Annotated in this window: 19 protein-coding genes; 12 read left to right on the top strand and 7 right to left on the bottom strand. The window is 56.1% G+C overall.

Going from position 1 to position 20,317, the window contains the following annotated elements:
* Positions 1–28: 28 nt before the first annotated feature.
* Positions 29–1,063: an L-rhamnose/proton symporter RhaT gene (gene rhaT, locus SCU88_RS24060; RefSeq protein ID WP_138094876.1), complete on the bottom strand. Its 1,035-nt coding sequence runs from the start codon at positions 1,061–1,063 to the stop codon at positions 29–31.
* 311 nt (positions 1,064–1,374) lie between these two features.
* Between rhaT and sodA the strand changes: the two genes are divergently transcribed.
* From sodA to yiiM, 5 genes are all read left to right on the top strand, one after another.
* On the top strand, positions 1,375–1,995 hold the full coding sequence (gene sodA / locus SCU88_RS24055; protein ID WP_175340112.1) for a superoxide dismutase [Mn]: 621 nt from the start codon (positions 1,375–1,377) through the stop codon (positions 1,993–1,995).
* Between the two features lie 246 nt (positions 1,996–2,241).
* On the top strand, positions 2,242–2,463 hold the full coding sequence (locus SCU88_RS24050; protein WP_175340111.1) for a hypothetical protein: 222 nt from the start codon (positions 2,242–2,244) through the stop codon (positions 2,461–2,463).
* Between the two features lie 64 nt (positions 2,464–2,527).
* Positions 2,528–2,746, top strand: coding sequence for a hypothetical protein (locus SCU88_RS24045; RefSeq protein ID WP_175340110.1), 219 nt, complete (start codon positions 2,528–2,530; stop codon positions 2,744–2,746).
* 389 nt (positions 2,747–3,135) lie between these two features.
* Positions 3,136–3,366 (top strand): hypothetical protein, encoded by a 231-nt coding sequence (locus SCU88_RS24040; RefSeq protein ID WP_138094874.1) that lies wholly within the window; start codon positions 3,136–3,138, stop codon positions 3,364–3,366.
* Positions 3,367–3,503: 137 nt separating this feature from the next.
* Positions 3,504–4,178: a 6-hydroxyaminopurine reductase gene (yiiM, locus tag SCU88_RS24035; RefSeq protein ID WP_175340109.1), complete on the top strand. Its 675-nt coding sequence runs from the start codon at positions 3,504–3,506 to the stop codon at positions 4,176–4,178.
* 7 nt (positions 4,179–4,185) lie between these two features.
* On the opposite strand, the gene SCU88_RS24030 is transcribed toward yiiM, so the two are convergent.
* The 4 genes from SCU88_RS24030 to SCU88_RS24015 form a co-directional block, all read right to left on the bottom strand.
* The gene (locus tag SCU88_RS24030) at positions 4,186–4,551 is read right to left on the bottom strand and encodes a YibL family ribosome-associated protein (RefSeq protein WP_138094872.1); all 366 of its coding nucleotides are present in this window, start codon (positions 4,549–4,551) and stop codon (positions 4,186–4,188) included.
* A gap of 71 nt (positions 4,552–4,622) precedes the next feature.
* Positions 4,623–5,156: a mannitol operon repressor MtlR gene (gene mtlR, locus SCU88_RS24025; protein WP_138094871.1), complete on the bottom strand. Its 534-nt coding sequence runs from the start codon at positions 5,154–5,156 to the stop codon at positions 4,623–4,625.
* 40 nt (positions 5,157–5,196) lie between these two features.
* Positions 5,197–6,345 (bottom strand): mannitol-1-phosphate 5-dehydrogenase, encoded by a 1,149-nt coding sequence (gene mtlD, locus SCU88_RS24020; protein WP_138094870.1) that lies wholly within the window; start codon positions 6,343–6,345, stop codon positions 5,197–5,199.
* A 98-nt stretch (positions 6,346–6,443) separates the two neighbouring features.
* Entirely contained in the window at positions 6,444–8,351 is a 1,908-nt protein-coding gene (locus tag SCU88_RS24015; RefSeq protein WP_138094869.1) for a PTS mannitol transporter subunit IICBA, read from the bottom strand.
* A 470-nt stretch (positions 8,352–8,821) separates the two neighbouring features.
* Here SCU88_RS24015 and SCU88_RS24010 point away from each other — a divergent pair, with 470 nt between their 5' ends.
* From SCU88_RS24010 to SCU88_RS23985, 6 genes are all read left to right on the top strand, one after another.
* Positions 8,822–9,430 (top strand): glutathione S-transferase, encoded by a 609-nt coding sequence (locus SCU88_RS24010; protein WP_175340108.1) that lies wholly within the window; start codon positions 8,822–8,824, stop codon positions 9,428–9,430.
* 73 nt (positions 9,431–9,503) lie between these two features.
* Complete coding sequence (gene selA, locus SCU88_RS24005; RefSeq protein ID WP_138094867.1) at positions 9,504–10,886, top strand: L-seryl-tRNA(Sec) selenium transferase; 1,383 nt, start codon at positions 9,504–9,506, stop codon at positions 10,884–10,886.
* Positions 10,883–12,724: a selenocysteine-specific translation elongation factor gene (gene selB, locus SCU88_RS24000; RefSeq protein WP_138094866.1), complete on the top strand. Its 1,842-nt coding sequence runs from the start codon at positions 10,883–10,885 to the stop codon at positions 12,722–12,724. The genes selA and selB overlap by 4 nt, the downstream gene beginning before the upstream one ends.
* A gap of 302 nt (positions 12,725–13,026) precedes the next feature.
* Entirely contained in the window at positions 13,027–14,178 is a 1,152-nt protein-coding gene (gene yiaY / locus SCU88_RS23995) for an L-threonine dehydrogenase (protein ID WP_175340107.1), read from the top strand.
* Positions 14,179–14,246: 68 nt separating this feature from the next.
* Complete coding sequence (locus SCU88_RS23990) at positions 14,247–15,773, top strand: aldehyde dehydrogenase family protein (RefSeq protein ID WP_138094864.1); 1,527 nt, start codon at positions 14,247–14,249, stop codon at positions 15,771–15,773.
* Between the two features lie 157 nt (positions 15,774–15,930).
* Positions 15,931–16,437, top strand: a complete 507-nt coding sequence (locus tag SCU88_RS23985; protein WP_175340221.1) for a 4Fe-4S dicluster domain-containing protein — start codon at positions 15,931–15,933, stop codon at positions 16,435–16,437.
* On the opposite strand, the gene avtA is transcribed toward SCU88_RS23985, so the two are convergent.
* A complete protein-coding gene (avtA, locus tag SCU88_RS23980; RefSeq protein WP_138094863.1) occupies positions 16,427–17,683 on the bottom strand; it encodes a valine--pyruvate transaminase in 1,257 nt (418 codons plus the stop codon). The two genes, SCU88_RS23985 and avtA, sit on opposite strands and share 11 nt — an antisense overlap.
* A 407-nt stretch (positions 17,684–18,090) precedes the next feature.
* Here avtA and SCU88_RS23975 point away from each other — a divergent pair, with 407 nt between their 5' ends.
* A complete protein-coding gene (locus SCU88_RS23975; RefSeq protein WP_138094862.1) occupies positions 18,091–18,912 on the top strand; it encodes a protein bax in 822 nt (273 codons plus the stop codon).
* A gap of 61 nt (positions 18,913–18,973) precedes the next feature.
* Here SCU88_RS23975 and xylR read toward each other — a convergent pair whose 3' ends face one another.
* Entirely contained in the window at positions 18,974–20,164 is a 1,191-nt protein-coding gene (gene xylR / locus SCU88_RS23970; protein WP_138094861.1) for a D-xylose utilization transcriptional activator XylR, read from the bottom strand.
* Positions 20,165–20,317: the final 153 nt, after the last annotated feature.

Here is a 20,317-nt window from a genome sequence, read left to right as displayed (position 1 = left end):
CGTATCGTTCCGGGTGCCACAGCGCGCGTTATTTCGCCATGCCCAGGCCAACGATGTTGGCGGCAATGATAATCACGATACATCCAATGCTCAGAACCCCTACCGGGCGACGTCCTGCGTTGCTCCACTCTTTCAGGATCAGCCCCACCAGGCCGCCGCACAGTACGTAGAAGCTCATATGCAGCATCCAGCTCATGTAGTCATACTGGGCCGGGATTTTGGCGTGGCCCCAGGCGTAGAAGAAAAACTGGAAGTACCACATCAGGCCGCCCAGTGCGGAAAGCAGGACGTTGGTAATCAGCAGAGGCTTCATCACCGACAGATCCGCCTTCAGGGAGATTCCGGGCACTTTTGCCAGGCGCACGAAGCAGAAACCCAGGTTGATCAGCGCGCCGCCGCCCATAATCACCACATAGCTGGGCAGTGCGACATACATAGGATCAACACCCAGCGCCGCTGCGGCTTCGTGCATCGGTTTGGCGGCATCCATGGCGAAGGACATACCGGCAGAGAAGATGCCGCACATCACCGCCAGAATCAGCCCCTTCTTCAGGTTGAACTCTTCGGCCCTGATGCCCATCTGGCGCTCTTTCAACTGGCCTGCGCGGGTGACTATTGCCACGCCGATCAGTGCTACCAGAACGCCCAGCAGGGTCATCTGGCCGCCTGGGGTGCCGATCAGCACGCCAAACTTGCCGTTCAGGATAGGCGTCATCAGCGTACCTACGATAAGGGTAATACCAATGGCGATACCGATGCCCATCGACATACCGAGATAGCGCATGGTAAGGCCGTAGTTGATATTGCCGATCCCCCACATGGCGCCAAACAGGAATACCGGCAGCAGGGTAGAAGCGTTAAAGGAGCCGTAATAGGCCCAGAAGTTGGGCAGTAGCGCGGCGCTGATTGCCCAGGGCAGGATTATCCAGGAGACAATACCGCCCACGGACCACATGGTTTCCCATGACCAGTTTTTGACCTTTTTAAAGGGGGCATAAAAGCAGGCGGCGCTGGCGGCGCCCACCAGATGCCAGAGGATGCCCGTTGAAATTGCGTCATTCATTTTTTTGTTCTCCCTGGGGGTTGTCGGATATCGCTCGCGGCGCTACCCGTCTGGCAGTCTAAAAAAGAGACGCCTGGGAGAACCTTTACACTGCTGCCGCAATGGCGTGTCGGCTGGCAAAATGATCAGGAATTGCTTGTATGGCTTCACATTTTTACTATCATAACCAAAAGTTATGATTTGGTGATATGCGCACGAAATGTGTGGCATTGATAAACATTTTCAATATCATTTAATTAACTATAATGAACCGAATGCTTACGCGGCATTAACAAAAACTCTGCCGCCCGACAATAAATGGAGAGAAGAGTATGAGCTATACACTGCCATCCCTGCCGTACGCCTACGACGCGCTGGAGCCGCACTTTGACAAGCAGACGATGGAAATTCATCACAGCAAACACCATCAGACCTATGTAAACAATGCCAACGCTGCGCTGGAAAGCCTGCCGGAGCTGGCTGCTCTGCCGGTAGAAGAGCTAATTACCCGTCTGGATCAGGTTCCGGCCGATAAGAAAACCGCGCTGCGTAACAACGCTGGCGGTCACGCTAACCACAGCCTGTTCTGGAAAGGTCTGAAAACAGGCACCACCCTGCAGGGCGATCTGAAAGCCGCCATCGAGCGCGATTTCGGTAGCGTTGAGAAATTCCAGGAAGAGTTCGAGAAAGCGGCTGCAACCCGCTTCGGCTCCGGCTGGGCATGGCTGGTGCTGAAAGGCGACAAGCTGGCTGTGGTTTCTACCGCAAACCAGGACAGCCCGCTGATGGGTGAAGCTATCTCTGGCGCTTCCGGCTACCCGATCCTGGGTCTGGACGTGTGGGAGCACGCTTACTACCTGAAATTCCAGAACCGCCGCCCGGACTATATCAAAGCATTCTGGAGCGTGGTGAACTGGGACGAAGCTGCAGCGCGTTTCGCCGCTAAAAAATAATCGCGTCACTTAAGACGGATAAGCGAGCCTTAGGGCTCGCTTTTTTTTGGTTTTAAGTCAGAGAAGGAGAACGGTTTGATCGGCTGGAGTTTTTCTTAATTTCACGCTAATTCATTCGAGTTGCTAATGTTTGTACCAGGCTTTATGGCGTCATGAATGTCGAAACTCCTGATGATGGGTGGAACGATATCATAGTGTCGCAGGGTTAGATATTAATTATCTGAATGAAAGTGAGAAGAAACAGGCATGATTGATAAAGCGGGCGTACAACGTGAAGTGGCCATGGTTGAACTGTCAGACGAGATGCTGGATGAGGTTGCGGGGGGGTCTGTTATCGGCATTGTGAAAGAGGTGATAGGTACTGTTGGAGATCTGGTGGAAGGCGTTCTTGGTGGCGTTGTTGGCGGTGTTCCTGGCGGCGGCTCTGACGGTGCTGCTCATTTTCTGAGTGGGCTTACTAAGTTCTGACGGGAGCTTTCCTTTAACGAAATCAGGCCTGGGCCATAAGTGGCATACAAATATGGGTGGAAACATGATGACAGATAACGCCAAAGCATCCATGACCGAACTGTCGGTGGATATGTTGGATGACGTTGCGGGGGGTTCAGTTGTGGGTTTGGCCGGAGAAGTGTTGGATACCATCGGCTCCGCGGTGATAGGTATTGGTGAAGTTGCTCGCGGCATTGAGAGTGGACTCTACATTATCGTATCAGGGGAAAGGGCATCGGCGACTTCCGACAGGACTCTCTGAGAGAGACTCCAGGATTGGATCTCATGACAGATGTTCTGCAGTGCGGTTAGGCAATGAAAAGAAGCGATCCTTCGGGGTCGCCTCTTTTTTATCTGCCTGCCCGGCTCCGCCGTTCGGATAAAGATCGTTGTGTATCAATAGATAAGAATTATTTATTTATCAAATGATGAATGAATTGTTTTTAGCGTATTTTACTCACAATTAGCATGTGGTTAACGATTTTTTAATAAAACTAATCCTAAAAACATTCACAATTCTAATGTTTGTGCCAGGATTTAACTCGTCACGGAAATGGCAGCTCAGCCAGGAGGGTGAAAGGAAGCAGGGGCAGTTATGGTGACATCACGGTCTGAACCATTATGTAAACACTGATAAAGAGTGAGGAAACTATGATGACAGATAAAGCAGAAGCAAACATGATCGAACTGTCGGACGAGATGCTGGACGATGTTTCAGGTGGTTCCGTTTTGAGCACTGTGGTGAGCATAGCGAAACTGGCAGATAAAGTGATTGGCGGTGTTGGTGACACTGCGGGTGAGGCTGCGGGGACCGTAGGCGATACCGTGAGCGGCATTCTGAAGGGCGTACTGGGCGGACTTTTCGGTTCCTCTTCGAAGTAAGCGTTATCCCGGCGCGTCCTCCACAGGGAACGGGAGGACGCCCATCCCACCTCAATCCCTCGTTTTCGCTGGTCCATCGACGTCCTTTTTTATACCCTCATACTTTCAGGCAAAGGTGCTCAGATGAGGGGGAGAGGATGCACTATCCCGTGCAGGTCTACACAGGAAAGGTTCGCGACTATCCGGGCGGGCGTCCCAGCGCTATTGAAAAATATCAGGTTGATGGCGAACTGATGCTGACGCCGACGGGACTTTCTGGCGACTGTCAGGCAGAGCGCAAATACCACGGAGGCCCTGACCGCGCGCTGTGCCACTATCCCCGCGAACACTACGATGACTGGGCGCTGGCTTTTCCCGAGCAGGCTGAATGCTTTAACGCGCCGGGCTTCGGTGAAAACCTCTCTACCACCGGGCTGACGGAACAGAACACCTTCATTGGTGACGTATGGCGCTGGGGAGATGCGTTGATTCAGGTCACCCAGCCGCGTTCCCCCTGCTTTAAGCTCAACTTCCATTTTGAGATAGAAGATTTATCGCAGCTAATGCAGCAAAACGGGAAAACCGGCTGGCTGTATCGGGTGATCGCTCCGGGGGCGGTCAGCGCCGATGCGCCGCTGGAGCTGGTATCGCGGCTGAGCGATATCAGCGTGCATGAGGCGGGCGTCATCGCCTGGCATCAACCTTTCGACGATGAGCAGTATCATCGCTTGTTGAGCGCCGCCGGGCTGTCGGCCAGTTGGACGCAGACCCTGCAAAATCGCCGGATTTCCGGCGGAATAGAAGGCTTTTCGCGGCGGTTATTCGGTCACTGACGGCAAATCAGAATGAGGTGCGAGCGAAACCGGTCATCTCTGTGAGCTCCATCTCGCGGCCCAGAGCGGTCATGGGGTGTACCACGACCAGACCGCGTACGCTCTTTTTCAGCTTACCCATATCGGCCTGCTCTTTTTTGGTGATGGCGCGGCGGAAGGGCATTTTCATCAGCTTTTGCGCTTCCTTACTGAGCTTCTGGTGGCGCACCGCGTTCAGACGCGCGATTTCACTTTCCAGTGTGGCTATCTCTTTTTCGTTCTGAGCGTACTTTTCCGCTTGCTCGACCAGTGACAGCTCGGCCTGCTGATGGCGCAGGGCATCAAGGCGGTCGCTCAGGCGTTTAATTTCGTTCTTTTCGATCTCTTTTGACATGGTATTCAGGATAGTTGTGATCAGACAGGGCGGCAAGGATACATCAGTCAGGGGGCGAGAGGGAAAAGCCTTTACTTACTGAACGCTTTTTTTAAGCCGATCCGGGCGATCAGCTCAGTGAGGGAAAGCACCATCGTGGAACGCACGATCTGCTGATAGCGCAGCTTTTGCATGGTAGCCAGTTCGGGATCATCGCCTGGCGGCGGCGCTGGAGGTAGCGCCGACACGCAGTGCAGCTCGCCGAAAGGCCCCAGGATTTCGTCATCGATGAAGGTGTATTCGGTGCCGTCGTGATTCAGCTCTTCACGTAGCGCCATCAGCAATTCGCAATCCTCATAGTCGGCACGGCTAATGACGCCAAGCCCGTAAATAAGCTTCAGGCGCACCGACATGTTGCCCAGCGGACCGTTGCCGTCGAGCAGCGGTTCAACGGCATATTTCACCGCATAATCATCTTTCCGGAATACCTGGAGTACCAGCATGTCGACCGCTTCGGTCAGCATTTCTACAGCGGCAATCAGCAGGCTCCTGACGCTGTTGCCGGCATTAAGATGCTCCAGCACGCGGTTTTCAAAGACCTGGGTTTCTTCCATTTCAGCCTGCATGGTTAGACAAAGACGCCGGGCGCAGTGCGCCCGGAAGCTATTATGCCTGAGCCTGCCAGGCCTGTACCACCTCTGCGACCACCTCGCTTGCGGCATCCAGACCGGAAATTTGTACCAGCGTCGCCGCAGGGCCCTTTTCCGCCAACAACTGCGCCAGTTCCTGGGCCTGAGGATCTTCCGGGCTATGGTAATGCAGACCGGCGGCAATGCCTTGTACCAGATTGGTGTGAGGCAGGCCGTATTCCAGGGTGCCGAGCAGCGGTTTGATCAGACGGTCACCGGCGCTCAGCTTGCGCAGCGGCTGACGCCCCACACGTTCCACGTCGTCTTTCAGGTAAGGGTTTTCGAAGCGGCCCAGAATTTTATGAATATAGGCAGCGTGTTTTTCAGGATCGAAGCCGTAACGCTTGATAAGCACCGCGCCACTCTCTTCCATTGCGCCTTGCACAACGGCGCGAACGTTCTGGTCAAGAATCGCGTCACGAATGGTTTTGTGGCCCGCCTGCTGACCCAGCCAGGCGGTAATAGCGTGGCCGGTGTTCAGAGTGAACAGTTTGCGCTCCACAAAGGCCATCAGATTATCGGTCGGCTCCATACCCGGAATGGCGGGAAGGGCGCCTTTAAACTGGGTTTTATCGACAATCCATTCGCTGAAGGTTTCTACGGTGACCGCCAGCGGGTCGCTGTCGGCAGATTCGGACGGCGGCACAATGCGGTCAACGGCGGAATCGACGAAGCCTACGTGGGCTTCCACCCAGTCACGCTCTTCCGGCGCCAGAACCTCAAACAGATGGTCTTTCAGCTGCGAGGTGCCGCGTACCATGTTTTCACAGGCGATGATGTTCAGCGGCTGCTCGTTACCGGCGGCGCGGCGCTTAGCCAGTCCTTTCGCCAGGGTCGGGGCGATAAGCTTCAGCACCACGGGACCGACGGCGGTAGTAATAAGAGAGACCTGGGCTATCAGATCTTCAGCCGCTTCGCTGCTGCTGTTAACGGCGTTGACGTTGGCGACGGTATCGATCTGCTGCTGTTCGCCAACAACCCGAACCTGATAGCTGTGGCGGTCGTTCAGAGCATCCAGCACCGTCTGGTTAACGTCGGCAAACGTCAGTTGAATGCCGGCATCCACCAGCAGTTTGCCGATGAATCCGCGTCCGATATTACCTGCACCAAAGTGTAATGCTTTCATTGTCTGAACCCTTTTCAATTTGACTGACCCCGAGAGGGCTGGGGTGAGGCATTGCCCCTCACCCTAACCCTCTCCCCGAAGGGAGAGGGAGTTTAAGGTTACTTCGCTCCCAGCAGCGACAGAACTTCGTCCACGCTGGTGGTATTCGCCAGTTTTTCGATAACCGACTCATCATCCAGCGCGTTGGTCAGGCTGGTGATCACCTGGATGTGTTCGTTATTGCGCGCGGCAATACCGATAACCAGACGTGCGACATCGTCTTCCTCTTCACCGAACAGGACGCCTTGCGGGTACTGGCAGAAGACAACGCCGGTCTTCAGCACGCGATCCTTGGCGTCTACGGTGCCGTGCGGCACGGCGATGGATTCGCCCAGGTAGGTCGGCGTCAGTTTTTCACGCTCCAGCATGGCTGCGACGTACTCCGGCTCAACATAGCCGCCTTTAACCAGTTGTTCACCGGCAAAGCGGATAGCCTCCTCTTTGCTGGCGGCTTGCAGGCCCAGGAAGATATTGCCTTCACTCAGTTTGAACAGGCGGCTGTCATCCTGATCGAAGCTGTCTTTCAGGCTGCTCTGCACCTTCTCTTCGTTTTCGCTGTGGCGCTGTGCGGCGATCAGACGCTGGGTCAGATCGCTGTACATCGCGTTATCCAGGAAGTTGGTCAGCGAGAGATGTTGCGCGTGCGGCGCCTGGCGCATGGCCCGCTCGGTCAGATCGCGGTGTGTAATCACCAGATCCACATCGCCCGGCAGGCTGTTGATGGCGCAGTTGGTGACCGAGATATTGGTCAGACCCGCATCCTGAATTTTCTTACGCAGTACCCCGGCACCCATAGCGCTGGAGCCCATACCGGCGTCGCAGGCCACGATAATCTTACGCACGTGGCTCAGGTCGCCTGCATCACTGGCTGCCGCTGTATTGCCGCCTTTGGACTGCGTTTTCATCTCCTTCATACGGCGGGTGGCCGCATCGATATCGTCATCCTCTTTCACCTTGCTGGTTTTCAGCAGGATGGCGGAAACCACGAAGGAAACTACCATCGCAGCGACAATAGCGGCGATATTGGCGAACCAGGCGCCTTTCGGCGTCATAGCCAGCACGGCCAGAATCGAACCCGGAGAAGCCGGAGAAACCAGGCCGCCGTCCAGCAGGTTTAGCGTGAACACGCCGGTCATGCCGCCCAGGATGACGGCGATAATCAGACGCGGATTCATCAGCACGTAAGGGAAGTAGATCTCATGGATACCGCCCAGGAAGTGGATGATGGCCGCACCGCCTGCGGACTGTTTCGCACTGCCGCGACCGAAGAACATATAGGCCAGCAGGACGCCCATCCCCGGACCCGGGTTGGCCTCAATCAGGAAGAACAGGGATTTACCCATTTCCTGAGACTGCTGAATTCCCAGCGGCGAGAAGATGCCGTGGTTAATGGCGTTATTCAGGAACAGAATTTTTGCCGGCTCGACAAAAATCGAAGCCAGCGGCAGCATGTCGTGCGTCACCATAAAGTTAACGCCAGCCGCCAGCAGTTTGGAAAGTATCTCCACCGCCGGACCGATGCCGAGAAACGCCAGAATCGCCAGCAGCATACCGATAATGCCGGCAGAGAAGTTATTCACCAGCATTTCGAAGCCGGACTTGATCTTGCCGTCTACGGCCGCGTCGAATTTCTTAATGCACCAGCCGCCCAGCGGACCGGCAATCATCGCGCCAAGGAACATTGGCATATCGGCGCCGGCAATCACCCCCATCGTGGTAATTGCGCCCACCACGCCGCCGCGCTCGCCGCCAATCAGTCGGCCACCGGTATAACCGATCAACAGCGGCAGCAGGTAGGTGATCATCGGGCCGACCAGCCTGGCCAGCGTTTCGTTAGGCCACCATCCAGTGGGAATAAAGAGAGCGGTGATGATCCCCCATGCGATAAACGCCCCGATATTGGGCATCACCATATTGCTGAGAAAACGACCAAAGCTTTGCACTTTGATCTTGATATCGGATGACATATTACACCCCTTATTGTGATGTCGAGCAGGGCACAGCCCGGTGTTTTTCCAGGCCGCATGAGGTGGCGGGGTCGCCAACCTTTCGTCCATGACGCGAAATCTGGCACCGAATGGGCAGACTGTCCAGATGTCGGATTTTTTTGTGATAAATGTCACTTAATGTTAGGGGGGTGACCGGTTTTTTTGGTGATTATGATCACAAAAACAGCGAGTGTAAAAACGTCAGCGATGAAAAAAACGTCGCGAAAGGTGGTTTTATGTGATTTTGGTCACAATTTAATATTGTGTTTTTGTTTGGTTATTGTGATGTTAATCACAATTTGTGGCCGTGAATTACTCCGCTTGTGATCGGGATCGTCTGATGAAAAGCGAGAGCCCATCAAAATGCCATGGCGGCCCTGGAATAACCCCCCTCTTCATGCCGTCATGCACCATAATTATATGTGGTTGGTTCGAAAAGGGACGGCGATATGAAACTGATAGGCAGTTACACCAGCCCTTATGTCCGCAAGATCTCGGTGGTTCTGCTGGAAAAGGGCATTGCGTTTGAATTCGTTAATGACACTCCCTGGGAGGAGGCGACGCAGGTACCGGATTACAATCCGCTGGGAAAAGTCCCCACCCTGGTCACTGATGATGGCAGCATCTGGTTCGACTCCCCGGTAATTGTCGGCTACCTGGAACTGCTGGATATTGCTCCGGCGCTGGTACCGCGTGAGCCGAAGCTGGCGCTGTGGGAGCGGCAGGTGGAAGCTCTGGCCGACGGTATTCTCGATGCCGCCGTGCTGCTGGTGCGCGAACGTCAGCGTCCGGCGCAGCAGCAATCTGAAGCGTTCCTGCTGCGTCAGCGCCAGAAGATCGCGCGCGGTCTGGACTGGCTTGAACAGCAGATCAACGACCAGAATATTGAAAGCGAACCACCTCGGCTGGGAGCCATCGCCCTGGGGTGCGCCATTGGCTATCTTAACTTCCGACGTATTGCGCCTGGCTGGTGCGCTGAACGCCCGCTGTTGGTCCGCCTGGCGGGAAAGCTCTTCGAACGTGAAAGCTTTGCCCGCACCGAACCGCCAATGCCATGATCTGGCTCTTATGACAGGGGGGACCCCCCCTGTTAAACTGATCGCCACACTTTTTCCGGAATGACACAGTCTCATGAGTCAACACGCACTATTCAGCCAGCTTCCCGCGACGGATCGTCTGCTGCGCGAACCGGCGTTCACGGCGCTGTGCGCCGAATTTGGTCACACCCGACTGGTGGATACCCTGCGGCAGATGCAGACGGCGGCGCGCGACGAAATCCGCGCGCATCAACGGTTGCCTGAATGGCGTGACGACTGGGCGGCGGAAGCGCGAAGACGCCTGCATAAAGATGAAGAGAGCGCCCTGCGTCCGGTGTTTAATCTGACGGGCACGGTATTGCATACCAACCTTGGGCGCGCCATTCAGGCCGAGGCGGCGGTAGAAGCCGTCAGCCGTGCGATGCGCTCGCCGGTCACTCTGGAATATGACCTGGATGACGCAGGGCGCGGCCACCGGGACCGCGCGCTGGCAGCACTGCTTTGCGAGCTGACCGGCGCGGAAGACGCCTGCATCGTCAATAACAACGCGGCAGCGGTGCTGCTGATGCTGGCGGCCTGCGCTCAGGGCGGCGAAGTAGTGGTTTCCCGCGGCGAGCTGGTGGAGATTGGCGGCGCTTTCCGAATCCCTGATGTGATGCGTCAGGCGGGGTGCCAGCTCCATGAGGTCGGCACCACCAATCGCACTCATCTTAAGGATTACCGCCAGGCCATTGGGCCGGAAACCGCGCTGTTGATGAAGGTGCATACCAGCAACTATCAGATTAGCGGCTTTACCAAATCGGTGAGCGAAGAGGAGCTGGCGCAGTTGGGGGCGGAAAGCGATATCCCGGTGGTGGTGGATCTGGGTAGCGGCTCGCTGGTGGATCTCACGCAGTACGGTTTGCCCGCAGAGCCGATGCCTCAGCGCCTGATTGCGGCTGGCGTCAGCCTGGTGAGCTTTTCGGGTGATAAGCTGCTGGGGGGCCCCCAGGCTGGTATTATCGTCGGGAAGAAAGGGTTGATCGCCCGCCTGCAGTCTCACCCGCTGAAGCGGGCGCTGCGTGCCGATAAAATGACGCTGGCGGCCCTGGAAGCCACGTTACGTCTGTATCGTCACCCTGAAAAACTGGTGGAGCGTTTACCCACGCTGCGTCTGCTCACCCGTAAACCGGCGGAGATTCAGGCCCAGGGCGAGCGTCTGCTTTCACTGCTGGCGCCGCTCTACCCGGATTTTGAACTGCGGGTGGAGCCCTGCCTGTCGCAGATTGGCAGTGGTTCGTTACCGGTTGACCGCCTGCCTGGCGCTGCGTTGACCTTTGCCCCGCGCGACGGCAGCGGCAGCGCGCTGGCCAGGCTGGCGGAACGCTGGCGCGGTGCGGCGCGCCCGGTCATTGGCCGCATCAATGATGGACGGATGTGGCTGGATTTGCGCTGTCTGGAGGATGAGGCAGGCCTGATGGAGATGTTGCAGTCATGATTATTGCCACTGCCGGGCATGTGGACCACGGCAAAACCACGCTGTTACAGGCGTTAACCGGCGTCAATGCCGACCGGCTGCCGGAAGAAAAGAAGCGCGGAATGACCATCGATCTGGGTTACGCCTGGTTGCCGCAGCCCGACGGTGAGGTAATCGGTTTTATCGATGTGCCCGGGCACGAAAAATTCCTGGCCAATATGCTGGCGGGAGTGGGGGGAATCGACCACGCGCTGCTGGTGGTGGCCTGCGACGACGGCGTCATGGCTCAGACCCGGGAGCATCTGGCGATTTTGCAACTGACCGGCCTGCCATCGCTGACGGTGGCCCTGACCCGGGCAGACCGGGTTAGCGAAGAGCGCATCCGTGAAGTGGAGCAGCAGGTGCGTGAACGGGTGACTTCGCTGGGCTGGCCGACGGCGTCGCTGTTTGTCACTGCGGCCCCCCAGGGCACGGGTATTGAGGCGCTGCGCGAGCATCTTCGACAGCTAAGCGGTCGTGAGCATCCCGCTAATCGACGTTTTCGTCTGGCTATCGACCGTGCTTTCACCGTTAAGGGCGCCGGGCTGGTAGTGACCGGTACTGCGCTTTCCGGTGAGGTGAGCGAGGGCGACACCCTGTGGCTGACCGGGGCGGATAAACCGATGCGCGTGCGTGGTCTGCATGCCCAGAACCAGCCGGTGGAAAAAGCCCGTGCCGGGCAGCGTATCGCACTGAACATTAGCGGCGATGCGGAAAAAGCGGATATCCAGCGCGGTGACTGGCTGCTGGCGGCGCGCCCTGGCGAACCTTCCGAACGGATTATCGTGCAACTGAGTGGCAACACGGCGCTTCAGCAGTGGCAGTCGCTGCACCTGTACCATGCAGCTCGCCACATAACCGGGCGGGTATCGCTGCTGGAAGGGGAGCTGGCGGAACTGGTGCTGGATACGCCGCTCTGGCTGGCGGATAACGATCGTCTGGTGTTGCGGGATATCAGCGCCCGAACCACCCTGGCGGGAGCGCGGGTGGTGCTTCTGAATCCGCCACGGCGCGGCAAACGCCAGCGTCCATTCCTCGACTGGCTGGCACAACTGGCGAACGCCCGGGACGACGACGCCTCCTTCACGGCCTGGCTCGAACGTGGCGCCGTGCCGCTGGCGACCTTCGCCTGGGCGCGCCAGCTTTCACCCGCGGGCATGGCGCAGCTCACGCAACGTCCCGGACTGTTACTGGCCGGGGATCACGCCCTGAGTCCGGAGGTGGCCGCCGCCTGGCAGCAGACATTGCTGAAAACCCTGGCGCGCTATCACGAACAGCATGACGACCAGCCGGGCCCCGGGCGCGAACGTCTGCGACGCATGGCGTTACCGATGGAAAATGAGGCGCTGGTGCTGGGGCTCATTGAACGTCTGCGTCAGGAAGGGCTGGTGGAAAGCCGTCGCGGCTGGCTCCATCTGCCGGACCATAAGCCGGGCTTTTCCGGCGAACAGCTGGCGCTGTGGCAGCGGGTTGAGGCGTTATTTGGGGATGAACCCTGGTGGGTGCGCGATCTGGCCCGGGAAACCGGCCAGGAGGAGCAGGCCATGCGCCAACTGCTGCGTATGGCCGCCCAGCAGGGGCTGATCACGGCGATCGTTAAAGATCGCTACTACCGCCATGAACGGATCCGCGCTTTCGCGAACCTGGTGCGGGATCTGGACCTGGAGCGGGGCACGACCTGCGCCGCTGACTTCCGCGATCGGCTGGGCGTTGGCCGTAAGCTGGCGATTCAGATTCTGGAATACTTCGATCGCATCGGCTTTACCCGGCGGCGTGGCAACGACCATTTGCTGCGCGATAACGGGTTGTTCGATACCTGATTGCTGAATCTGCTGTCAGGTCGTGTCCCTTAACGCTGCATAGATGACAGCAGCGTTAAGGGATCAGTCTGGACGTCGCAGCCTGCCACCTGTAAAACCGGTTTTTCCCGTTGCGTGATGGAGACCTCGCATTCATTGACTGAACTTGCAGTAATTCATCCATACTTTAGAAGTGATTCGATTAAGTAAAAAAAATAAAACCATTCAAATTAAATGGTTTTTGGCGTCGGTAATTCGGTCACAGTATTCGTCGCAGCGGTTGTTATTTTCATCAAGCCATATGGAAATCTGGAGGATGAATAATGACGACAAGCTGTTTTTATATGCCTTCCGTTAACGTTATCGGTCAGCATAGCGTTAATGATGTGCCTGGCTACCTGAAGGCGTGGGGATTTCAACACGCATTGATAGTGACGGATAAGGGGGTATCCGGGCTGGGTATGACAGATATGCTGGTTAAGATCTTAGCTCAGGAAAATATCGCGACCGCCGTTTATGACGGCACTCATCCCAATCCAACCACCGCGAATGTAGAGGCGGGACTCGCATTATTGCGGGAATCTGATTGCCAGTGCGTTATTTCTTTAGGCGGCGGTAGTCCGCATGATTGTGCGAAGGCGATTGCTTTAGTGGCGACTAACGGCGGTACGATTCGTGATTATGAAGGCGTCGATCGCTCTCGTCAGCCGCAACTTCCTGTGGTGGCGATTAATACCACGGCTGGCACGGCATCGGAGATGACCCGTTTTTGCATCATTACCGATGAAGAACGGCACATCAAAATGGCGATTGTGGATAAGCATGTCACGCCCAGGCTTTCCGTTAACGATCCGCAGATCATGCTGGGCATGCCTGCGATGTTGACCGCCGCAACCGGTATGGATGCCCTGACGCATGCGATTGAAGCCTACGTTTCTACTGCGGCGACTCCGATTACTGACGCCTGCGCCCTGAAGGCGATGGCGATGATCGCGCACGCGCTGCCGACCGCCGTTGCCAGCGGTAATGACTGCCAGGCTCGGGAGGAGATGGCCTGGGCGCAATTCCTGGCGGGTATGGCGTTTAATAACGCTTCGTTGGGTTATGTTCATGCGATGGCTCACCAACTCGGTGGATTTTACGACCTGCCGCACGGCGTCTGTAATGCAGTGCTGCTGCCTCACGTACAGATGTTTAACCGGCAGGTTTCAGCGGACAGGCTGCGTGATTGCGCCAGCGCGCTTGGCGTGGCGGTTGAAGCGTTGAACGCCGCAGAGGGGGCCGATGCCTGTATTACGGCTATCAGGCAGTTGGCCCAACGCGTTGGTATTCCGCGTGGTCTGCGCGAATTAGGCGTGAAAGAGCAGGATTTTTCCGTGCTTGCTGATAACGCCCTGAAGGACGCCTGTGGATTCACCAATCCGATTCAGGCGACACACGAGGAGATCGTCGCTATCTACCGTGCGGCGTTGTAAAGCGCAGTATCAGCGCGAAGCACCCAGCGCTTCGCGATGACCCGTGACAATCAGCAAGGAGTCGAACGATGAGTGAGAATACATTAACGCCCGGTGAATATGGTTATCCACTGCGTCTGAAAGCCCGTTATAACAACTATATTGGCGGAGAATGGACGCCTCCACAGGCGGGGGAGTGGTATCAGAATCTGACGCCTATTACTGGACAGCCGCTATGCGAGGTGGCTAATTCTACGGGGCAGGATATTGAACTGGCTCTGGATGCCGCTCATGCGGTTAAGGCGCAGTGGGGAAGCACATCGGTACAGGAACGGGCATCGCTGCTGTTAGCGATTGCCGATCGCATGGAGCAGAATATTGATCTGTTGGCGGCCGCTGAAACCTGGGATAACGGTAAGCCTGTTCGTGAAACCCGGGGCGCCGATGTTCCGTTATCCATTGATCATTTCCGTTACTTCGCCGCCTGTATTCGCGCTCAGGAAGGGGGAATCAGCGAACTGGATGCTGATACTGTCGCTTATCACTTTCATGAACCTTTGGGCGTCGTGGGGCAGATAATTCCATGGAATTTTCCGCTACTGATGGCCTGCTGGAAAATGGCGCCTGCGCTGGCGGCCGGGAACGCTATTGTTCTTAAACCCGCCCGTCTTACGCCGCTGTCTGTTCTTGTCCTGATGGAGCTTATTGGCGATTTGCTGCCTCCGGGGGTGATTAATGTCGTGAATGGGGCGGGTGGAGAAATTGGCGAATATCTGGCAACTTCGCCGCGTATCGCGAAAGTCGCTTTCACCGGATCAACGGAAGTGGGGCGGCAGATTATGCAATACGCTACCCGCAATATCATTCCAGTGACGCTGGAACTGGGAGGTAAGTCTCCCAATATCTTCTTCGAGGATGTGATGGCGAGTGACGATGCATATCTGGAGAAGGCCATCGAAGGATTCGCTATGTTCGCCTTCAATCAGGGAGAGGTATGTACCTGCCCAAGTCGGGCGCTGGTTCAGGAATCGATTTATGAGCGTTTCATGGAGCGTGCTCTGAAGCGAGTAGCGGCGATTCGGGGAGGCAATCCTCTGGATGAAAAGACGCAAATAGGCGCCCAGGTATCAAAGGGACAATTGGAAGCCATTCTGAATTATATTGATATCGGCAAACGTGAAGGCGCTAATTTGCTACTGGGCGGTAAAGTGCGCCGTCAGACCGGAGCGCTGGAAGGGGGCTTTTATCTGGAGCCGACGGTCATGAGTGGTCACAATAAAATGCGAATCTTTCAGGAGGAAATCTTTGGCCCCGTGCTTGCGGTGACGACTTTTAAAACGCCGGAAGAGGCCCTGGCTATCGCCAATGACACGCAATATGGTTTGGGGGCCGGTGTCTGGAGCCGGAACGGCGCTCTGGCTTATCGCATGGGGCGTGGTATTCAGGCCGGGAGAGTCTGGACTAACTGCTACCATGCTTATCCTGCCCATGCCGCCTTCGGTGGATATAAACAATCCGGTATTGGCCGGGAGACTCATAAAATGATGCTGGAGCACTATCAACAGACCAAATGCCTGCTGGTAAGTTACTCAGAAAAGCCGCAGGGGCTCTTTTAAAACAGCCGGTCCTGTTACGCTCGGGCGACTTCCAGCCGTTCCGGGCGTTTTTTTACATTAAGGGAAGAAAAATCGCCAGCACGACTACCGGGATCAATAACGCTCTCCGTCACTGTGAGTATGTTACAGGCAATCCAGAAACGGAGAGATAAGGATGATGAACCGTTTTATTTTCGCCGATGCGGCAAAGTGCATCGGTTGCCGGACCTGTGAAGTGGCCTGTGCGGTGGCTCACCGGGCGGAGCACAGCGTACAGGGATTAACTGCACAGACGCTGCTGTCGCGCATTCAGGTGGTGAAAGAAGGGAAGGTGTCTGTGGCGCTGGCCTGTCGTCAGTGCGAAGCGGCGCCTTGTGCCGGCGCTTGCCCCACCGGCGCTTTGTGGCGCGAAGGCGGCGCAATCCGTATGCGTGATGCGGATTGCATTGGCTGTAAGCACTGCATGGTAGTTTGCCCGTTCGGCGCCATTAATATCGTGGCAGCCCCGGCAGGTGAGGGGATGCAGATAGTGAAGTGCGATCTGTGCCACGAACGGGCAGGCGGCCCGGCCTGCGTTAGCGTCTGCCCTACCGGGGCGCTCGGCTGTCTGGATGACCGGGCGTTAACCGCCGCTGGCGTACGCAAACGACAGCGAACGGCCTGCGTGCCGTTGGCTATGGAGTAGCTTCGCGCCAGGCTCGCTCGACCTCTTCCGCCAGAATCTCAACCCCTTTCTCAATCTGTGCCGGTTCCGGCACATAGTTCATTCGCATGCACTGATGAGTATGGGGCCAGGGTTTATCCAGCCCGGGGAAGAAGTGGTTACCCGGCACCATCAGCACCCCGCGTTTCTTCAGGCGCTGGTAAAGCTGTTCGGTGGTGATGGGCAGATCTTTAAACCAGAGCCACAGGAAGATGGCGCCTTCCGGTTTATGGATAAGACAGCGTTCCGGCGACAGCCAGCGGCGCAGAATCGCGATGGTCTCTTCGACCCGCTGCTGGTAGAAGGGCTTAATCACCGTTTCTGACAGGCGCAGCAGATCGTTACGCTTAATCATTTCGCAGGCGATAGCCGGGCCAACTCCGCCCGGGGCCAGGCTGATAATGCCGTTCATGTTGCTGATGGCGCTAATCAGCGCTTCGTTGGCGATGATAATACCGCAGCGGCTTCCCGGCAGGCCGAGCTTGGAAAGGCTCATGCACAGAATGATATTGGGATTCCACAGTGGACGTGCCTCGCTGAAGATGATCCCCGGGAAGGGCAGGCCGTAAGCATTATCGATGACCAGCGGCACATTGTGCTGATTAGCCATAACGTCCAGCTTGCGCAGCTCTTCGTCGGTAATCACGTTGCCCGTGGGGTTGGTGGGGCGAGATACGCAAATCATCCCGGTATCTTCGCCGATATGCAGATGTTCAAAATCGACGTGATATTTAAACTGGCCGTCTGGCAGCAGTTCGATATTGGGGCGGTTAGAGACGAACAGACCGTCTTCCAGTCCGGATTCGGCATAGCCGATATATTCCGGCGCCAGCGGGAACAGAACCTTCTTCACGCTGCCGTCTGCCCGACGGCCAGCGAACAGGTTGAATAAGTAGAAAAACGCGCTCTGACTGCCATTTGTCAGTGCAATATTCTGCGGCCCGATATCCCAACCTTCGCTTTCTCTCAGCATCGACGCCAGGGTTTTCAGCAGTTCATCCTTCCCCTGAGGCCCGTCGTAATTGCACAGCGAGCGGGTCAATTGACCACTGGCGAGCATCTCGTCCAGCAGTCCCTGGAAGTAGTCATTCATCGCCGGGATTTGTGCCGGGTTACCACCGCCAAGCATGATGGCGCCGGGGGTTTTTAAGCCGTCGTTGAGATCTTCCATCAGGCGGGTAATGGCGGAGGGACGGGTAAATTTGTTGCCGAAAAGTGAAAACGTCATAGCGGTCAGTCAGTCGAAAGCCAGGGGAAGGAGCTAACCATAGCGCCAGAGTTCTCGCTCTGCAAACTGTGCGCTGCCGTATGGTCTGGTGTATTATGCTTTTTAATTTGCTTTTTTTGGATTAAAAGACTGATTTTGTCGTTTGGATATAGAAAGAGGAAGATTGAGTCGCTGCATGCGGTCACGATTTTTCTGGGATTTTAATTATTGAAATAACGGGAAAATAATCAAAATTAGCAATCTCGTACCCCATTATGGCGCTAATTTCGTGACACTGATTCGGATTTGGTTTATTCATTTAGTGTCCCGAAGCCGGTACTTTGATATACTTCTTCGGGTTTATTCCTGAATTTTACTTTTTAATAACAAAGGATGTATGACGCTGTCGCATCCGACCAGGAGACATAATGATATCGTCACGCTACCGACGCGTCGGGGCTGCGGTAATCCTGTCTCTCGCGTGGGGGTTTGCCGGCAACGCGCTGGCGAGCAAGCAAGAGACAGGAATAACGAGTCATAAAGCCCAGACTACACAAAGTAAGTTACTGACAAAAAATAATAAAGAGTATTCTCGCAATAGTGAAAGCGGACCACTTCCTGATTTGCGAAAATACCCTTCCGGAACGGCCAGGAAAAAGGCTTTTATCCGGACGGTGATGCCTTCTATCAAGCACCAGAATGCGGCGATTACCGCAGACCGTAACTGGTTGGTGCAAAAGCGTTACGACGGCCGTTGGTCGCCTTCCGAGAAGGCGCGACTGAAGGCGCTGGCGTCACGCTATAAGGTGTCCTGGAGCGGGAATACCCGTTCAGTGCCCTGGAACACGCTTCTGGAGCGCGTAGACATTATTCCCAGCAGCATGGTGGTGACCATGGCGGCGGTCGAGAGCGGGTGGGGAACCTCCAAACTGGCTCGCGCCAACACTAACCTGTTTGGAATGAAGTGCTCCAGCCGTAGCTGTAATCGCAGTGCGGGGAAGATTGGCGGATACCAGCACTTTGACTCGGTAAAGGAGTCTGTGACGGCTTACGTGAACAACCTGAACACGCATCCGGCTTACAAATCCTTCCGGCAGTCGCGTGCTCAGTTGCGCAAGTCGGATACGGAACTGACGGCGAGCAACATGATCCACAAGTTGAAGGGCTATTCCACCAAAGGAAAGAGCTACAACAACTACCTGTTCTCTCTGTATCAGAGCAACCAGCATCTGCTGACCGCATCAAACTGATACCGGTAGCCTGACAGGCAAAGCCCCCGCTTGCGGGGGCTTTGCCGTTTAGCGCCCTGCGCTATGTTTCGCCGCGCACACCCACCTCGTTATGGCGTTCCCGATAGTCCCGGGGCGTGGTCTGATATTCCTTACGGAACACCGAATAGAAATACTGTAGCGACGGATAGCCGCACATCCGTGAAATCTCATTAATCGACAGCGAAGTGGCGACCAGCAGGCTACGGGCCTTCTCCAGCTTTTCGGCATGGATCACGGCGTGGATGGTTTCGCCTGCCTCCTCCTTAAAGCGCTTTTCCAGATTGGAGCGCGAGATACCCACGGCATCCAGCACCTGTTCGACCTTAATGCCCTTGCAGGCGTGGTTGCGGATGTAGTGCATGGCCTGAATGACGGCGGGATCGTGCAGCGAACGATAGTCGGTGGAACGACGCTCCACCACCCGGGTGGGGGGCACCAGTATTCGCTGTAACGGCGGCTGTTCGCCTGCCAGCAGGCGATGCAGCAGGCTGGCGGCCTGGTAGCCCATCTGGCGGGCCCCCTGGGCAACGGAAGAGAGCGCCACCCGGGAAAGATAGCGGCTCAGCTCTTCGTTATCGATGCCGATGACGCACAGTTTTTCAGGCACCGGGATGTGCAGGTGATCGCATACCTGTAGCAGGTGGCGCGCCCGGGCATCGGTCACGGCGATGATGCCGGTCTGGGGCGGTAGCGTTTGCACCCAGTCCGCCAGCCGGTTCTGGGCGTACTGCCAGTTCTCCGGGGCTGTCTCCTGGCCCTGGTAAACCACGCCGCGATACTGTTCCCGCTCCATTAGCTGGCGAAAAGCGAGTTCCCGTTCTTCCGCCCAGCGTTTGCCGCTGCTGGCGGGCAGTCCGTAGAAGGCGAAGCGATGCAGCCCTTTTTCTTTCAGATGTAGAAAGGCGCGCTCGATCAGGGCGAAGTTGTCAGTCGCGATATAATGCACCTGTGGATAGAGTGCGGGATCGTGGTAAGAACCTCCCACACCGATGATGGGCACGTTGGTGCCACTGAGCAGGGTTTCAATTTCTTTATCATCAAAGTCGGCGATAACGCCGTCTCCCAGCCACTGGCTGATGTTATCGAGACGAGTACGGAAATCCTCTTCGATGAAAATATCCCACTCGGACTGAGACGCCTGCAAATATTCGCCTACCCCTTCCACCACCTGGCGGTCGTAGGCCTTGTTGGCATTGAATAACAGCGTAATGCGGTGACGTTTCTCAAACATATTTTTCTGTTACCTGGATGAATCTCCCTTTTCAATACCATAAACGGGCCTCCTGGAGGGAAACCATGGTCTGGAATTGCGATCGCGGCCGACAATCCTGTTTTTTATTTTTGAGTTACGTTTTTTGGTTTTATTTTTCCTCTGCGCAAACCG

Origin of the sequence: Jejuibacter sp. L23, from assembly GCF_050815825.1 — a bacterium.
GTDB lineage: Bacteria > Pseudomonadota > Gammaproteobacteria > Enterobacterales > Enterobacteriaceae > Jejubacter > Jejubacter calystegiae.
This window is presented reverse-complemented; position numbering and strand designations above follow the sequence as displayed.

Excerpts from the sequence above, each read along its gene's own strand:
- yiiM (WP_175340109.1), top strand. The coding sequence starts at position 3,504 with ATGCACTATCCCGTGCAGGTCTACACAGGAAAGGTTCGCGACTATCCG.
- SCU88_RS23985 (WP_175340221.1), top strand. The coding sequence starts at position 15,931 with ATGAACCGTTTTATTTTCGCCGATGCGGCAAAGTGCATCGGTTGCCGG.
- SCU88_RS24045 (WP_175340110.1), top strand. The coding sequence starts at position 2,528 with ATGATGACAGATAACGCCAAAGCATCCATGACCGAACTGTCGGTGGAT.
- mtlR (WP_138094871.1), bottom strand. The coding sequence starts at position 5,156 with ATGCAGGCTGAAATGGAAGAAACCCAGGTCTTTGAAAACCGCGTGCTG.
- SCU88_RS24030 (WP_138094872.1), bottom strand. The coding sequence starts at position 4,551 with ATGTCAAAAGAGATCGAAAAGAACGAAATTAAACGCCTGAGCGACCGC.
- SCU88_RS23990 (WP_138094864.1), top strand. The coding sequence starts at position 14,247 with ATGAGTGAGAATACATTAACGCCCGGTGAATATGGTTATCCACTGCGT.
- selA (WP_138094867.1), top strand. The coding sequence starts at position 9,504 with ATGAGTCAACACGCACTATTCAGCCAGCTTCCCGCGACGGATCGTCTG.
- SCU88_RS24015 (WP_138094869.1), bottom strand. The coding sequence starts at position 8,351 with ATGTCATCCGATATCAAGATCAAAGTGCAAAGCTTTGGTCGTTTTCTC.
- rhaT (WP_138094876.1), bottom strand. The coding sequence starts at position 1,063 with ATGAATGACGCAATTTCAACGGGCATCCTCTGGCATCTGGTGGGCGCC.
- SCU88_RS24010 (WP_175340108.1), top strand. The coding sequence starts at position 8,822 with ATGAAACTGATAGGCAGTTACACCAGCCCTTATGTCCGCAAGATCTCG.
- yiaY (WP_175340107.1), top strand. The coding sequence starts at position 13,027 with ATGACGACAAGCTGTTTTTATATGCCTTCCGTTAACGTTATCGGTCAG.
- SCU88_RS24040 (WP_138094874.1), top strand. The coding sequence starts at position 3,136 with ATGATGACAGATAAAGCAGAAGCAAACATGATCGAACTGTCGGACGAG.
- mtlD (WP_138094870.1), bottom strand. The coding sequence starts at position 6,345 with ATGAAAGCATTACACTTTGGTGCAGGTAATATCGGACGCGGATTCATC.
- xylR (WP_138094861.1), bottom strand. The coding sequence starts at position 20,164 with ATGTTTGAGAAACGTCACCGCATTACGCTGTTATTCAATGCCAACAAG.
- sodA (WP_175340112.1), top strand. The coding sequence starts at position 1,375 with ATGAGCTATACACTGCCATCCCTGCCGTACGCCTACGACGCGCTGGAG.
- SCU88_RS24050 (WP_175340111.1), top strand. The coding sequence starts at position 2,242 with ATGATTGATAAAGCGGGCGTACAACGTGAAGTGGCCATGGTTGAACTG.
- avtA (WP_138094863.1), bottom strand. The coding sequence starts at position 17,683 with ATGACGTTTTCACTTTTCGGCAACAAATTTACCCGTCCCTCCGCCATT.
- SCU88_RS23975 (WP_138094862.1), top strand. The coding sequence starts at position 18,091 with ATGATATCGTCACGCTACCGACGCGTCGGGGCTGCGGTAATCCTGTCT.
- selB (WP_138094866.1), top strand. The coding sequence starts at position 10,883 with ATGATTATTGCCACTGCCGGGCATGTGGACCACGGCAAAACCACGCTG.